14 protein-coding genes are annotated in these 14,539 nt (G+C 69.5%); 5 read left to right on the top strand and 9 right to left on the bottom strand.

Annotated features, from left to right (window positions below):
• The first annotated feature begins 60 nt into the window (after positions 1-60).
• Both OF819_RS10295 and OF819_RS10290 read left to right on the top strand, forming a co-directional pair.
• On the top strand, positions 61-747 hold the full coding sequence (locus OF819_RS10295; RefSeq protein ID WP_267243107.1) for an RES family NAD+ phosphorylase: 687 nt from the start codon (positions 61-63) through the stop codon (positions 745-747).
• A gap of 321 nt (positions 748-1,068) precedes the next feature.
• The gene (locus OF819_RS10290; protein ID WP_267243106.1) at positions 1,069-1,482 is read left to right on the top strand and encodes an XRE family transcriptional regulator; all 414 of its coding nucleotides are present in this window, start codon (positions 1,069-1,071) and stop codon (positions 1,480-1,482) included.
• Between the two features lie 179 nt (positions 1,483-1,661).
• Here OF819_RS10290 and OF819_RS10285 read toward each other — a convergent pair whose 3' ends face one another.
• On the bottom strand, positions 1,662-3,485 hold the full coding sequence (locus OF819_RS10285) for a phosphoenolpyruvate carboxykinase (GTP) (protein WP_267243105.1): 1,824 nt from the start codon (positions 3,483-3,485) through the stop codon (positions 1,662-1,664).
• A gap of 280 nt (positions 3,486-3,765) precedes the next feature.
• On the opposite strand from OF819_RS10285, the gene trhA reads away from it, so the two are divergent.
• The gene (trhA, locus tag OF819_RS10280) at positions 3,766-4,503 is read left to right on the top strand and encodes a PAQR family membrane homeostasis protein TrhA (protein ID WP_267243104.1); all 738 of its coding nucleotides are present in this window, start codon (positions 3,766-3,768) and stop codon (positions 4,501-4,503) included.
• A gap of 160 nt (positions 4,504-4,663) precedes the next feature.
• Positions 4,664-5,296, top strand: a complete 633-nt coding sequence (locus tag OF819_RS10275; protein WP_267243103.1) for a TetR/AcrR family transcriptional regulator — start codon at positions 4,664-4,666, stop codon at positions 5,294-5,296.
• 42 nt (positions 5,297-5,338) lie between these two features.
• Here OF819_RS10275 and OF819_RS10270 read toward each other — a convergent pair whose 3' ends face one another.
• Complete coding sequence (locus tag OF819_RS10270) at positions 5,339-7,366, bottom strand: thioredoxin domain-containing protein (RefSeq protein WP_267243102.1); 2,028 nt, start codon at positions 7,364-7,366, stop codon at positions 5,339-5,341.
• 797 nt (positions 7,367-8,163) lie between these two features.
• Between OF819_RS10270 and OF819_RS10265 the strand changes: the two genes are divergently transcribed.
• The gene (locus OF819_RS10265; RefSeq protein WP_267243101.1) at positions 8,164-8,499 is read left to right on the top strand and encodes a MerR family transcriptional regulator; all 336 of its coding nucleotides are present in this window, start codon (positions 8,164-8,166) and stop codon (positions 8,497-8,499) included.
• A gap of 268 nt (positions 8,500-8,767) precedes the next feature.
• On the opposite strand, the gene OF819_RS10260 is transcribed toward OF819_RS10265, so the two are convergent.
• From OF819_RS10260 to OF819_RS10230, 7 genes are all read right to left on the bottom strand, one after another.
• A complete protein-coding gene (locus OF819_RS10260; protein WP_267243100.1) occupies positions 8,768-9,094 on the bottom strand; it encodes an SCO5918 family protein in 327 nt (108 codons plus the stop codon).
• A 50-nt stretch (positions 9,095-9,144) separates the two neighbouring features.
• A complete protein-coding gene (locus OF819_RS10255; RefSeq protein ID WP_416370501.1) occupies positions 9,145-9,501 on the bottom strand; it encodes a CBS domain-containing protein in 357 nt (118 codons plus the stop codon).
• Between the two features lie 46 nt (positions 9,502-9,547).
• Complete coding sequence (locus tag OF819_RS10250; RefSeq protein ID WP_267243098.1) at positions 9,548-11,053, bottom strand: DEAD/DEAH box helicase; 1,506 nt, start codon at positions 11,051-11,053, stop codon at positions 9,548-9,550.
• A 274-nt stretch (positions 11,054-11,327) separates the two neighbouring features.
• Positions 11,328-11,531, bottom strand: coding sequence for a cold-shock protein (locus OF819_RS10245; RefSeq protein ID WP_267243097.1), 204 nt, complete (start codon positions 11,529-11,531; stop codon positions 11,328-11,330).
• A gap of 393 nt (positions 11,532-11,924) precedes the next feature.
• Positions 11,925-12,173 (bottom strand): hypothetical protein, encoded by a 249-nt coding sequence (locus OF819_RS10240; protein ID WP_267243096.1) that lies wholly within the window; start codon positions 12,171-12,173, stop codon positions 11,925-11,927.
• Positions 12,174-12,245: 72 nt separating this feature from the next.
• Positions 12,246-12,638 carry a hypothetical protein gene (locus OF819_RS10235; protein WP_267243095.1) on the bottom strand — a complete coding sequence of 131 codons (393 nt, stop codon included), beginning with the start codon at positions 12,636-12,638 and terminating at the stop codon, positions 12,246-12,248.
• A 407-nt stretch (positions 12,639-13,045) separates the two neighbouring features.
• Positions 13,046-14,539 (bottom strand): SulP family inorganic anion transporter, encoded by a 1,494-nt coding sequence (locus tag OF819_RS10230; protein WP_267243094.1) that lies wholly within the window; start codon positions 14,537-14,539, stop codon positions 13,046-13,048.

Raw genomic sequence — 14,539 nt, 5'->3', positions numbered from 1 at the left:
TGATCGTTCGGGAGCCGGCAGACGGCGAACCTGACCGATCACCGGGATGAGGAGCGGTGCATGAGCGAGGGGACAGTGTTAGGAGCGAGACTCATCCCGGCGCCGGAGCGCGGGGTGTGGCGGCTGGGAAAGGCGAAGGACCCCCGCAAGTACACCTACATCAGCCCGGAGGACGACAGCCGTTCGGGCGGCAGCCGCTGGAGCCTGGTCAGCTACGGCACGCTGTACTGCGCCTCCGAGCTGGACGGCTGCTTCGCCGAGGCGCTGGCCCCCTTCCGGGTGGCTCCCGAGCTGCGCGCGGTCATCGACGACGACTGGCAGCAGCAGGCCTATATGCCGCCGGGCCATCTGCCGCGGGACTGGCGCACCCGGCACACGCTGGTGCGGCTGCGGCCGGACAAGGAGGCGCGGTTCCTGGACGTCGACGACGAGCAGACGCTGCTCACACTCTCTGCTGAGCTGAAGGAGCAGTTGGGGCGGCTGGGCGTCGACTGCCTGACGCAGGAGAGCATCCAGGGCCCGGACCGCAGGGTGACCCGGCTGATCTCGGCCTGGGCGATAGCGCAGCGCACGGAGCGGCAGGGCCGGCTGATCCACGGGATCGCCTACCGCTCCCGCTTCGGACTGCGCCAGTGCTGGGCCGTCTTCAGCGATGTCGACCTTGAGGAGATCGAGTCGCAGCCCATCTGGCCGGAGGCCGAGGAACTGCGCACGGTGGCAGAGGAGTACGGACTCACCATCCGCTGACCCACCGGAAGACCACCGCGTACCCCACTCGCCCACACGGCTGAATTCCGCCAAGTCCGCCGCCCCGCCCCAGCCGCGGGAAAGTCGCAGATTCCGCAGCTCAGTACGGCAACGCCGAGGTTGGGAAATCACTTGACGCCTACTCAAGACCGGTGAACTCTATGCAGAGGCAGTGGAGTTGGATGTGGATTACGGGTAGCCTTCATACACCAAGCCAGCTTGGCAGCAGCTACATCCAAGACGATCAACTGCTTCCGCAGACCGAGGGAATCGGGTGCTGCGCGCATCCGGCGCACGCAGGGGGAGCAGGGGGGAGCCGTTATGCCCACCACCCAGAGCCCCGAGGTCGGCGTCAGAGTTTTGCCCAAGAGTGCGGCCAGTGCCGAGCGCGCCCATGCCGCGACCGTCCGCATGTCCATCGCGGACATCGCGCGCTTCCTGCAGGACAATCTCGGCCAGCGGCTGACCGCGCGGATCACCAACATCAGCGATCCTCGGCAGGTCGGCAAGTGGGCGTCGGGCGAGTCGGTACCCCGCCAGGACGCGGAGGAGCGGCTGCGCGCCGCCCTGCAGGTGTTCCAGCTGATCCAGGACGCGGAGAGTCTCTACACCGCGCGGGCCTGGCTGATCGGGATGAATCCCCAGCTGGAGGACGAAGCCCCGCTGACGGTGATCTCAGAAGGCCGCTTCAGAGATGTGATGGTCGCCGCCCGCGCCTATGTGGACGGCGGCTGACCGGCGACCGCTCGCAGACACCAGGCACGAGATGCCAGATACCGGGTACGCAGTACGGCCCCCGAAGGCTTGAGGGAGCTTCGGGGGCCGTGGTGTGCGGCGGGCCGGGATGACCCACAGGTCAGGGCGGAGTCAGGAGGCCCGCCGCGGCATTCGGGAGCGGGGCCGGCCCGGCCGGCTCAGCCCAGACGGGCCACCAGCGCGCGGTACTCGTCCCACAGCTCCTTCGGCGTGTGGTCGCCGAAGGTGTTGAGGTGCTCGGGGATCAGCGCGGCCTCCTCACGCCAGACGTCCGTGTCGACCTTGAGCAGGAAGTCGAGGTCCTCCTCGGCCAGCTCCAGGCCCTCGGTGTCCAGGGAGCCCTTGGCCGGCAGGATGCCGATGGGGGTCTCGACGCCCTCGGCGGTTCCCTCCAGACGTCCGACGATCCACTTCAGCACACGGCTGTTCTCGCCGAAGCCGGGCCAGACGAACTTCCCGGCGTCGTTCTTGCGGAACCAGTTCACGTAGTAGATCTTGGGCAGCTTGGACTGGTCCGCGGAGGCGCCGACCTTGATCCAGTGGGCCATGTAGTCGCCCATGTTGTAGCCGCAGAACGGCAGCATCGCGAACGGGTCGCGGCGCAGCTCGCCGACCTTGCCCTCGGCCGCGGCGGTCTTCTCGCTGGCGACGTTGGCGCCGAGGAAGACGCCGTGCTGCCAGGAGAACGACTCGGTCACCAGCGGGACGGCGGTGGCGCGGCGGCCGCCGAAGAGGATCGCGGAGATCGGGACGCCCTTGGGGTCCTCCCACTCGGGCGCGGCGATCGGGCACTGCGCGGCGGGCACGGTGAAGCGGGCGTTCGGGTGGGCCGCCGGGGTCTCGGACTCGGGCGTCCAGTCGTTGCCCTTCCAGTCGGTGAGGTGGGCCGGGGGCTCCTCGGTCATGCCCTCCCACCACACGTCGCCGTCGTCGGTGAGGGCCACATTGGTGAAGACGGCGTTGCCCCACAGCGTCTTCATGGCGTTGGCGTTGGTGTGCTCGCCGGTGCCGGGCGCGACGCCGAAGAAGCCGGCCTCCGGGTTGATCGCGTACAGCCGGCCGTCCTCGCCGAAGCGCATCCAGGCGATGTCGTCGCCGATGGTCTCCACCGTCCAGCCGGAGATCGTGGGCTCCAGCATCGCGAGGTTGGTCTTGCCGCAGGCGGAGGGGAAGGCGGCGGCGACATAGCGGGGCTCCCCCTCCGGCGGGGTGAGCTTGAGGATCAGCATGTGCTCGGCGAGCCAGCCCTCGTCACGCGCCATGACCGAGGCGATGCGCAGCGCGTAGCACTTCTTGCCGAGGAGGGCGTTGCCGCCGTAGCCGGAGCCGTACGACCAGATCTCGCGGGTCTCGGGGAAGTGCGAGATGTATTTGGTGGAGTTGCACGGCCAGGGGACGTCCGCCTGTCCGGGCTCCAGCGGGGCGCCCAGAGTGTGGACGGCCTTGACGAAGAAGCCGTCGGAGCCCAGCTCGTCGAGGACGGGCCGGCCCATCCGGGTCATGGTGCGCATGGAGACCGCGACATACGCGGAGTCGGTGATCTCGACGCCGATGGCGGAGAGCGGCGAGCCCAGCGGGCCCATGCAGAAGGGCACCACGTACATGGTGCGGCCGCGCATCGACCCGCGGAAGAGGCCCTTCTCACCGGTGAAGATCTCCTTCATCTCGGCGGGGGCCTTCCAGTGGTTGGTGGGGCCCGCGTCCTCCTCCTTCTCGGAGCAGATGAATGTGCGGTCCTCGACCCGGGCGACGTCGGTCGGGTCGGACGCCGCGTAGTAGGAGTTCGGGCGCTTGATCGGATCGAGCTTCCGGAAGGTGCCCTTGGCGACGAGCTCCTCGCACAGGCGCTCGTACTCGGCCTCGGAACCGTCACACCAGACGACGCTGTCCGGCTGCGTGATTGCTGCGATCTCGTCTACCCAGGCGATGAGCTCCTGGTGGGTGGTGGGGACGGTGTCGGGAGCCGCGATGTCGCGCGCCACGGTTGCTCCTAAATGAGGGGTTTTGTAGTTGGTTGCCCCTTGGGGGCCGCGACCCGGATGCTTCACGGTGTGGATCTCTGGCGCTCATCCGGTGCCGATCGCACTCATCTGATCATCGATGTCTGCTGCCCATATGTCCAGAGGGCCTCTCACGTGAGCATGGCCACTCGTGTGTCACTCCTGATTCGCCAGGGTGTGGCACATGTTTCGCCTGGAGGCGGCGGCACGCTGTGACGAAGACGGGGCCCTGCGCCTACGGCTCCGTAGGTACCATCCCGTCATGACTGCCGCCGCCGTGCCCGAAGCGACCGAGACAGCCGAGACAGCCGAGACAGCAACGACGACAGCCGAGAACGAGATATCCGCGGACCGCCACCACCATCTGCTGAAGCCACGACTGCGCGGCTGGCTGCACGCCGGGATGTTCCCCGCCGTCGTGGTCGCCGGGCTGGTGCTCACGGCGCTCGCCGACACCACCCGCGCCCGGATCGCCTGTGCGGTCTATGTGCTCACCGCCTGTCTGCTGTTCGGCGTGAGCGCGCTCTACCACCGGGGGAACTGGGGACCGCGCGCCGAAGCCGTGCTGCGCCGGCTCGACCACGCCAATATCTTTCTGATCATTGCGGGCACCTATACCCCGCTGACCGTGCTGCTTCTCCCGGATTCCACCGGCCGGACGCTGCTGTGGGCGGTATGGGCGGCCGCGGCGGCGGGCATCGCCTTCCGCGTCTTCTGGGTGGGCGCGCCGCGCTGGCTGTACACACCCTGCTATCTCGCGATGGGCTGGGCGGCCGTCTTCTTCCTGCCCGACTTCATGCGCGCCGGCGGGATCGCGGTGCTGGTGCTCGTCATCGTCGGCGGTGTGCTCTACAGCGCGGGCGGAGTGATCTACGGGATCAAGCGCCCGAACCCCTCACCGCGGTGGTTCGGCTTCCACGAGGTGTTCCACTCCTTCACACTCGCGGCGTTCGTCGTGCACTACGTGGGCATCTCGCTGGTCGCCTATCAGGCGTCCTGACCGGGCCCCGCACCCTTCTGGCGGCCGTGGCGCACAACGCCGCGGCCGCCAGGTGTACATCATCCTGACGACGCGGCCGGAGCGAGCCGGTCCAGATGCCGGCATGCGCCCGCGCACGCGTCTGCCGGCGGCCCGGGAAGGGTGCACGACAATAGGCGGCATGGCCGCACCCGCACGTCCTCCCTCCGCCGCGCCCGCCGCCCTCGGCCTGCGGGAACGCAAGAAGATCAAGACGCGGCTGGCGATCCGGCGGGCCGCCTGCCGGCTGATCGCCGAGCGGGGGTACGAGGCGACGACCGTCGAGCAGATCGCGGAGGCGGCCGAGGTCTCGCCGTCCACGGTGTTCCGCTACTTCCCCACCAAGGAGGACATCGTCCTGACGGTCGTCCTCACGGACGGGTACGACCCCATGCTGGAGACGGCTCTGCGCGCCCGCCCCGCGGACGAGCCGCCCATCGAGTCGCTGCGGGTCCTGCTGCACCAGACGCTGGGCGCGATGTTCACCGAGGCCCCGGAGGAGATGGAGCAGCGGTCGCGGCTGCTGGCCGAAGTCCCCGCCGTACGGGCGCGGATGGCGGAGTCGATGTCCCAGGCGGGCCGGCGGCTGGCCCCGGTGATCGCGGAGCGTACGGGGCGCGACCCGGCGGACCTTCAGGCGCGGGTCTTCACCTCGGCCGCGCTGTCGGCGCTCCAGGAGACCGCGGTCTACTGGGCGGAGCGCGGCTGCCGCGACGATCCGGCCGCGCTGCTCGACAGGGCTCTGGACACGCTGGGGCGGGGCCTCACTCTCTGAGCCGGAATCGGCCCGACAGCGCGTGCCGCGGCGGCGACGGCGTCAGCCGGTGAGCTTGCGGGCGAGTTCCGACGCGTCCGTGGTGGGTGCGTCGCAGGTGAAGTTGCGGCAGACGTACGCGGCGGGCAGCCCTCCGACGAGCGGCCGGTCCCGCAGCAGCGGGAACTCCGGTTCGCCGCCCGCCTCCCCCACGGCGACGACCGCTCCCGGCGCCGGGGCCAGCAGGGCCGTACGGTGCAGCTCGCGGGTCGCCGGCTCGGCCTCGGGCCCCACGACCGCCACCTCCCGTGGCCCGTCGAGCAGGGCTTCCGCGACCGCGAGCCCCCAGCCGATGAACCGCGGCGCGCGCGGGCCGAGCGCCTTCACCACGCCGAGCGCGCCCTCGGCGGCGCTGCGGTGCGCCTCGGAGCCGGTGTGCGCGGCGTATGACAGCAGCGCACCGGCCGCCGCGCACCAGCCGGACGGGGCGGCGTTGTCCGTCGGGTCCTGCGGGCGGCGGATGAGCTGCTCGGCGTCATGGGCGGTGTCGTACAGCGCGCCGCCCTCCCCGGCGAACTGGTCCAGCACGATGTCCAGCAGCAGCCCGGCGAACTCCAGCCATACGCCCTCGCCGGTGACGCCCGCCAGCGCGAGGAAGCCTTCGGCGACGTCCGCGTAGTCCTCCAGCACTCCGGCGTTCCCACCCGCGCGGCCGTCCTTGGAGGTGCGGGCGAGCCGGGCCCCTTTGTCCAGGTGCACGCGCACCAGCAGATCGGCCGCCTCCGTGGCGCGCTCGATCAGGTCGGGCCGGTCGAAGTACGCGCCCGCCTCGGCGAGCGCGGCGATCGCCAGCCCGTTCCAGGCGGCCACGACCTTGTCATCCCGGCCGGGCCGCGCCCGCTCCTCCCGCGCGGCCAGCAGCCGGGCCCGGATGTCCTCGACCCGGCCGGCGTCCAGCACCCCGCCGATCTGCGGCAGCTGCAGCACGGACGCCCCGCGCTCGAAGGTGCCCTCACGGGTGACGCCGAAGTAACGGGCCGCGTACTCGGCGTCGTCCTCCCCCAGCGCCGCGATGAGCTGTTCGGGCGTCCACACGTAGTACGCGCCCTCCACATGCCTGCCCGTCCCGTCGTCGGAGTCCGCGTCGAGCGCGGAGGCGAACCCGCCCTCCGGGGTGCGCAGTTCACGGACCATGAAGTCGGCCGTCTCCAGCGCCACGCGCCGGGCCAGCTCGGAACCGGTCTGCCGCCACAGATGCGCGTACGCCCGGCACAGCAGGGCGTTGTCATACAGCATCTTCTCGAAGTGCGGGACCGTCCACTCCCGGTCCACGGAGTAGCGTGCGAAGCCCCCGCCGAGCTGGTCGTAGATCCCGCCGCGCGCCATCGCCTCGCAGGTGTCGGCGGCCATCTGCAGCGCGCCCTCCGCTCCGGCGCGGGCCGCGTGCCGCAGCAGAAACTCGATCACCATGGACGGCGGAAACTTGGGCGCGCCGCCGAACCCGCCGTACCGGTCGTCGTACTCCCTGGTCAGCGCCAGCAACGCCTGCGCCTGCTCCTCCCCGCCGGGCGCACCCTCACCGCCGAACGCGAGCGAGCGGGCAGCCAGATTGCGCACGACCTTCCCGGCGACCTCCCCGACCTCCTCACGCCGCTCGTCCCATGCGGCCGCCACCCCTTCCAGCACCTGCCGGAAGGACGGCATGCCGTGCCGGGGCGCGGGCGGGAAATACGTGCCGAAGTAGAACGGCTCCGCGTCCCCGGTCAGAAACACGGTCATGGGCCAGCCGCCCTGCCCGGTCGCCGCCTGTACGGCCTCCATGTACACGGCGTCGACATCCGGCCGCTCCTCGCGGTCGACCTTGACGGCCACGAAGTGCTCGTTGAGATACGCGGCGGTCTCGTCGTCCTCGAACGACTCGTGCGCCATCACATGACACCAGTGACACGAAGAGTAACCGACCGACAGCAGTACGGGTGCATTGCGTCGCTTCGCCTCGTCGAACGCCGCCTGCCCCCATGGCCACCAGTCCACTGGATTGGAGGCGTGCTGAAGCAGGTACGGCGACTGAGAGTCGGCCAGTCGATTCATACCTGCATCGTCCCATGACGCAGTCCACCTGCCCCAGATCCGGCCATGGCCGTTGAGAGGGTGTCGTCCGAGGCGACTTCGCTCTGCCGCGTTCGCTGTCCTGTCGCGCCAGGCGTTCGCCACGGAATCACTGCGCGCGCGGGCGACGTCACGGGCGTGCGTGACCCGGAGGGGTTGTCGCCCTCCACCACGACGGGCCTTGCAGCAGATGCGCCACGGGCTGTCTCCGTCTCGCTCATGCGCAGGGCCTCAACCAGACAGGCAACCCTTCCGGATGCGGGAGAGGCAGAATCAGGCATGTCGACACAGCAGAAAATCTGTAGGGGCAGGAGTAGACATTGGCGTCGGCGGGGGTTAGTGTTTTCTGCGTAGCCCGGAAGTCAGTTGGATGCGGCAGAGACGAACTGCCGTGCAAGCAGGTCAATGCAGGAGCGGCCCGGCAGCGGAGCGGTGGAGCCGTAAGTGGTGGGTTCTTCCGCTGGCTGCCGGGTCGAGCGGCCCAAGGGGCCGCACAGCAGTACCGTGTCACCGGCCAGTACAGATTGATCGAAGAGGTAAGGAGCAGAACGCCATCAGGATCGCCCGGGGTCGGGACGATGTCCGCCCGGGTACCGCAGACCCCGGATTGGAAGGTGGTCCCCGGTCACGCAACCGCGATCCCCGCAGCCCCGCCCTGGCGGGTGGACCTGCGGACAAAGAAGGCCGGTGCAGTCAGCCGGCAGATGGTGTTGAAGGCTCGGGGCCCGGGCGCCAGTTGGCGTCCGGGCCCCTCGATGCGTCCCCGGAAGAAGAGGTCTATGCCCCCTCGCAGTACCCGCCCCGACGACAAGTTCGACGACGACGACTATCCCGCCTACACCATGGGCCGGGCTGCCGAGATGCTCGGCGCCACGCCAGCCTTCCTGCGCGCGTTGGGTGAGCACCGCTTGATCACCCCGCTGCGGTCCGAAGGCGGCCACCGCCGCTACTCCCGCTATCAGCTGCGCATTGCCGGCCGGGCTCGCGAACTCGTCGACGCCGGCACACCCATCGAGGCCGCCTGCCGCATCATCATCCTTGAGGATCAGCTTGAGGAAGCCCAGCGCATCAACGAAGAACTCCGCGGTCACGGCCAGCCGAAGCCCTCGGCCTGATCCTCGCTCGACTGTCGAACGAGACGGAGCGCTCGAAGGCGCGGGCACGGTCTCCAGCACCGATTCGTTGGGCGGCGTCGTGACCCGGGACCCGTTTTCGGCAACGGGCAGCTCCCCCCTGCCACACCGACGGCCCCCGAACCGCTGTCACTGCGACCGCTCCGGGCTCAGCCATGTGACGGCTGTTTCACCGCCCACCGGGACGAGGCGGGCGATGAGACCCTCCGGTATGTTCCCGTCGCGTATCACGGCGCTGTTCGGCTTCGGCTCACACCTGGCCGTAGTTGAGGCGGATGGGTTGCGTGCCGAGCATGGCGGAAGCCCGCTGGTAGGGGCTGGTCACGGGAGCGGGTTCGGCGGTGGGGCGCGTGCGGCAGGTGAAGCCGAGGCGGGTCATGGCCCTCAGGACCTCGACGGCGCTGAAGTCTCGGCGGTCCTGTCGGGTGATGACCTGTCCGACCTGTTTGGCGGGGTAGTGGCGTCCTCCGATGATGACGAGGTCGTCGGTGACCGGCTCGGGCTTGACGCCCTTCATCGATTCCAGCACGCCGCTTTTGGTCAGGTCGAACGGGAAGCGGGCGATGACACAGCGCATGATGCCTCACAGGGAAGGAGCGGACGGGGCCGTGCGGGGTAAGGGGTCGTTCAGCGGAAGAGAGCGAGCGCGCCCGCGGCACTGCCGTGGTCTTCGAGCGACAGGCGGCGCATCGGGTAGTCGGCTTCGGAGCCCGAGTCGCCGGCAACATCGCGCAGGCGGATCCGGTCCGTGTAGTCGGGGCTGGCACGGACATCGGTGAGGCGGGCCAGGGTGACACGTCCGGTGCGCTGGCCGTCCTCGTCGCAGATGACCAGGTGGCGAGTGCGGGCGGCGGCCATGAGGAAGAGCGCGACCTCGACGGTCATCGCATCCCAGACCTGTGGTCCGGCCGGGGCCGTGGGATCGGCCAGCGTCTGGACTGCGTTGGGGGTGGTGGGACGGGGGTGCATCTGGACCAGTGTCAAGAGGTGCCTCCTGCAGAGATGGGTCAACTTCCTGATCACGAAGGTCCTAGGCCGCCACACCGGATGCGGACGGCCCTGCGGACGGCCCTGCGGGCGCCCGCCCGGTCATCGAAGCGGGACGGCGTCGGCCGCGTGAGGCGGCTCCGCGCTTGCGGCGGCGTTCGGCCGCCGGTGCGGTGATGACGACGGGGATGCCGGAGGGAGCCTGCGCGCCCGTGATGCGGTGCAGGGCCTCCTCGCCTACGCGGACCTGGGTGGTCTGCGGAACGACGCCGGCCGCTGCCATCAAGCGGGTCATGCTCCGGCGCTGGCTGGGGGTGACCAGGGTGACGACGCTGCCGGACTCGCCGGCACGGGCCGTGCGGCCGCCGCGGTGCAGGTAGTCCTTGTGGTCGGTCGGCGGATCGACGTTGACGACGAGGTCGAGGTTGTCGACGTGGATTCCGCGTGCGGCGACGTTGGTCGCCACCAGCACGCTGACGTGGCCCGTCTTGAACTGTGCCAGCGTGCGGGTGCGCTGCGGCTGGGACTTCCCGCCGTGCAGGGCCGCGGCCAGCACCCCGCTGTTCAGAAGATGCTCGGTCAGGCGGTCGACGGCGTGTTTGGTGTCGAGGAAGAGGATCACGCGGCCGTCGCGTGCGGCGATCTCGGTAATGGCCGCGTGCTTGTCGGCGCCGTGGACCAGGAGCACATGGTGCTCCATCGTGGTGACCGCGCCACCCGAGGGGTCGACGGAGTGAACCACGGGGTCGTTGAGGTAGCGGCGCACAAGCAGGTCGACATTGCGGTCCAAGGTGGCGGAGAACAGCATGCGCTGCCCTCCGGGGCTCACCTGGTCGAGCAGAGCGGTGACCTGCGGCATAAAGCCCATGTCGGTCATCTGGTCGGCTTCGTCAAGGACCGTGACGGCCACCTTGTCCAGTCGGCAGTGGCCGCGATCGATCAGGTCCTTGAGGCGTCCGGGTGTGGCGACGAGGACCTCAGCGCCGTTGCGCAGAGCGGCCGTTTGCCTGCCGGCCGGCATCCCGCCCACGACCGCGGCCAGCCGCAGGCGCACGGAGCGGGCATAGGGGGTGAGCGCGTCGGTGACCTGCTGCGCCAGCTCGCGGGTCGGTACGAGGATCAGCGCGAGCGGTTGCCCGGCCTCGGCACGCCGCCCGGCTGTACGGGCCAGCAGAGCCAGGCCGAAGGCGAGCGTCTTGCCCGAGCCGGTGCGTCCCCGGCCCAGGACATCGCGGCCGGCGAGGGAGTTCGGAAGCGTCGCGGCCTGGATCGGGAACGGCACGGTCACGCCGTGCGAGCCGAGCTCGGCCATAAGCGTCCCGGGCATGTCGAGATCCGCGAACCTCTCCACGGCGGGAAGCGCGGGGCTGATCGTCCTGGGGAGGGCGAACTCGCCCTGCGACCGGGCGGGTCGCACGTTGCGGCCACCGGATCGGGCCGGCCTGCCAGGACGGCTCGCGCTCGGCGAGCCGAAGTGGCTGCTCTTTTCTGAGCCGGCGTTGCGGTCACGGGTGCGGGAAAAGCGGTTGCTCGTGCGTGTGCGGTTCATGCGGAACCTTCCTTGATACGGCACACATCAAGGAATTTTCCGCAGCGATGAGCGGCGCGGAGAATCGCAAGAATTGGCCGGATGGAACGCGAAAAAGGACTTGATCGCGTTCAGTCTGCGCAGGCGCCTGCGGAAAAGGCGGCCTCGATCTTCGGGTGCCGCGGCATACAGCTTCGTCAGAGTTGTCCCGGAGGAGACCGCCGCCGCGTGATGTATGCAGATGGGGCCCGCACCCCGAAGGATGCGGGCCCCATCTGCACGTACGTCAGTCGCGTCAGGCAGGAACGATGTTCTCGGCCGTCGGGCCCTTCTGCCCCTGCGCGATGTCGAAGTTCACCTTCTGGCCTTCGATCAGTTCACGGAAGCCCTGGGCGGCGATGTTCGAGTAGTGGGCGAACACATCAGCGCCGCCACCGTCCTGCTCGATGAAGCCGAAGCCCTTTTCCGAGTTGAACCACTTCACGGTACCTGAACTCATGCCATTCTCCTTCGGGTGCAGTGCACCGGCATCCACACGGTGTGAATGCCATGTCGCCGCGATGATTACCCCGACCGGAAAAGACCGGAATTAACAGGAATGTTTCAGCGGCACGAACGCCGACCGAAGCACCTGAGGTACTGGGAACCACAACTGCAACTGAGCACGACAGTAGCACGTCGAATCGGCTTGAGTGGGCGGAATAACGCCACTGCGGCCACTGCGAGAATTAATCTGTGAGCGAGCCCAGCCAAATTCTGGATCCGCTGGAACAGTTTTTGAGGCAGTCGGAGCACAGCATTCCGGTCGACGCCGGCCGGTCGGCCGCGAACAGAACGTGAAGGCGTTCGACACCAGGCCACCGTCGGCCAGAACCCCTCACCGTGGCTTTGTTCACCAGCTTCGACAGCACTTGCTCAGCGTTTCGGGAGGCACTCCAGCCACGTCATTGAAGACGACTCCACCGACGCCACCGTCACCATGCCTGTCATCGTGCGCGATCTGCTGCCGGCGTACGGTGCGCGGGGTCACCCCGATGCGGAGGGCGACGGACTCATCGGTGAGGCCCTGGACCAGGCCGGCGATCACGGCGGCCTCGGTGGTGGACTCGGCGGCGGTGGCGACGGGCGCGTAGCGGTGCACCCGGGGCCACCAGCTGTCGGCGAAACGAGCGGCGGCGCGGGCGGCGGCGTCGGAGTGGCGGTCCGTCAGCAGTCAGCCGCTGGTCTCCGTCAGCCCGACGGCGAGCGCCAGCACGTCCCGGTCGGCGACCGCGATCCGGACCGGCAGCAGCGCGGCGGTCCGCAATTCGACGCCGCGCCCGAGCACCCTGCAGGCGGCCTGGGCCACCCCGGATTCGACGATCACCTGGTGCCGCACGGCGGCCCGGGGCCCGGGAGCGCCCTGGGCATGCGGCGCCTCGGGCCGTACCTCCAGCAGCTCGACCCGGGCGGAGGCGGCGACGGACGCGAAGACGCCGTCGATGTGCTCGGCCGGCGCGGGCCGCAGCGCGCCCTGCCCGACGGCGGGGTCGACGCCGTCGAGCGCCTCGGTGAGCCCGGACAACCGGGCCACGGCAGACCGGAGCTGACCGTAGAGCTCGTCCATGGATTGATCCCCCTTGTACGGTCCGGCCGGAACGACGGGACGGGGCGCCTCGGTCACGACGCCCGGCAGGAGCGGGCACCGGGCGGGATCCCGTGCATTCCGGATTCCTTGGGTACGGGTGACGCACATCCGGATGTGCAGGTCATGTGAATGATCGCGGGGGGGATCAAGGGAGCGTCAGGAAACCGGAGAACCCGCCCGCATCCCCTGTTCGGGCGGGTTGGCAGCCGGGCCGTGCGGGCATGTCGGGAGCGGTCGTGACGCGGCCGGCGGCGCGCGCCGCCGTTACGTGCTGCGGCCCGGGTCCGGGCTGGCACGGCCGAAGCGCGGCGGGTGCGGGCTCTGGCGCCCGCGGGACACCGCCTCCGCCAGGCCACAACGGGCAGTCGGCGGAGGCGGGTCGGTGCTCAGTGGCTGGTGAGCTGTCCGGCGAGCTTGCCGTGCATGTCCGCGCTGGGCTTGTTGAGGCCGATGATGGTGACCTTCTTGCCGCGCTGGGCGTACTTGGTCTCGATCGCGTCGAGCGCGGCGACCGAGGACGCGTCCCAGATGTGGGCGTCGGACAGGTCGATGACGACGTCGTCCGGGTCGTCCTTGTAGTCAAACTGGTAGACGAGGTCGTTGGAGGAGGCGAAGAACAGCTCGCCGGTGACCGCGTACACGACCTGGTTGCCGTCCGGGTCGACGACTCCGGTCACCTCGGCCATGTGGGCCACCCGCTTGGCGAAGACGACCATGGCGGTGATGGAGCCGACGATCACGCCGATGGCCAGGTTGTGCGTGGCGACGACGACGGCGACGGTGACGACCATGACGGTGGTCTCGCCCAGCGGCATCCGCTGGAGCGTCTTCGGGGCGATGGAGTGCCAGTCGAAGGTGGCGGCCGACACCATGATCATGACGGCGACCAGGGCGGCCATCGGGATGTCGGAGACGACCGGCCCGAAGACGACGCACAGCACCATCAGGAAGGCGCCGGCGAGGAAGGTCGACAGTCGGGTGCGGGCCCCCGACACCTTCACGTTGATCATGGTCTGGCCGATCATCGCGCAGCCGCCCATGCCGCCGAAGAAGCCGGTGACGACGTTGGCGATGCCCTGGCCGATGGACTCGCGGGTCTTGTTGGAGTGGGTGTCGGTGATGTCGTCGACCAGCTTGGCCGTCATCAGCGACTCCATGAGGCCGACGAGCGCGAAGGCGAACGCGTACGGGGCGATCGTCGTCAGCGTGTCCATGGTGAACGGCACATCCGGCAGCCCCGGAACCGGCAGGGAGGACGGCAGCTCGCCCTTGTCGCCCACGGTCGGCACGGCGAGCCCCGCGCCGATGGTGATCACGGTCAGGACGACGATCGACACCAGCGGGGCCGGGACGACGCTGGTCAGCTTAGGGAAGAAGACCATCATCAGCAGGCCGGCCGCGATCAGCGGATAGACCACCCACGGCACGTCGCTCATCTCCGGCACCTGCGCCATGAAGATCAGGATGGCGAGGGCGTTGACGAAGCCGACCATCACGCTGCGCGGGATGAACCGCATCAGCTTGGCCACGCCCAGCGCCCCCAGGGCCATCTGCATCAGACCGCCCAGGATCACGGCGGCGATCAGATAGCCGAGGCCGTACTCATGGTTCAGCGGCGCGATCACCAGGGCGATCGCGCCGGTCGCGGCGGAGATCATCGCCTTGCGGCCGCCCACGACCGCGATGACCACGGCCATGGTGAAGGAGGCGAAGAGCCCGACCGCCGGGTCGACGCCCGCGATGATCGAGAAGGAGATCGCCTCGGGGATCAGGGCCAGGGCGACGACGAGGCCGGCGAGGACCTCGGTACGGAAGATCTTGGGGGAGGCGAGCCAGTCGGGCTTGGACAACTTGGGCACAGCGGCGAGCGGTGAGGACAT

This window comes from Streptomyces sp. PR69 (assembly GCF_026420845.1).
Lineage (GTDB): Bacteria > Actinomycetota > Actinomycetes > Streptomycetales > Streptomycetaceae > Streptomyces.
Note: the sequence above shows the minus strand (reverse complement) of the source record. Positions and strands in the feature narration are given on the sequence as shown.